We start from the raw sequence: 577 nt of genomic DNA, 5'->3' as shown, positions 1-577 counted from the left end.
CGCGATCTGGGGCACTGGCGCAGTGCCGATGCGGCGGCCGACGGTGGCGCCCGCAAATCGTCCCGGCCCGCCTACCTCGCGCTGGCCGAGGGGATCCGGCTGCTGATCCACGACGGGCGCGCCCCACTCGGCATCGCTCTGCCCAGTGAACGCGATCTGGCCGCCACCCTCGGGGTCAGCCGGACCACCGTCACCTCCACCTACGCGCTCCTGCGCGAACACGGCTATCTCATCACCCGCCAGGGCTCACGCAGCACCGTCGCGCTGCCGCCGGCCATCGCGCACGACGGCACCCGGGCCGCCCGCGGCATCATCGCCACCATGTCCACCGGCGCCGCGCCGGCCGTGGACCTGACCTATGCGGCGATGACGGCACCCCCGGAGATGGAGGAGGCGTACTCCGTAGCATTGCAGGGTATCCCGTCGTATCTGGGTACCCACGGCATGGACCCGGTGGGCATCCTGCCGTTGCGGGAGGCCCTGGCCCGCCGTTACACCGAACGCGGTCTGCCCACCGGCGCCGACCAGATCCTGGTGACCCTCGGTGCCCAGCACGGACTCCGGCTGCTGCTGAATG

1 protein-coding gene is annotated in these 577 nt (G+C 71.9%); it reads left to right on the top strand.

The features are described 5' to 3' along the window. Window positions 1–577: GntR family transcriptional regulator (locus tag NGR01S_RS29755; protein WP_157107519.1), on the top strand; the 577-nt coding region annotated here is incomplete at both ends.

It is taken from the genome of Nocardia grenadensis NBRC 108939, assembly GCF_001613445.1.
GTDB classification, from domain to species: Bacteria; Actinomycetota; Actinomycetes; order Mycobacteriales; family Mycobacteriaceae; genus Nocardia; species Nocardia grenadensis.
The sequence above is the reverse complement of the archived record's forward strand: the minus strand, read 5'-3'. Positions and strand labels throughout refer to the sequence as shown.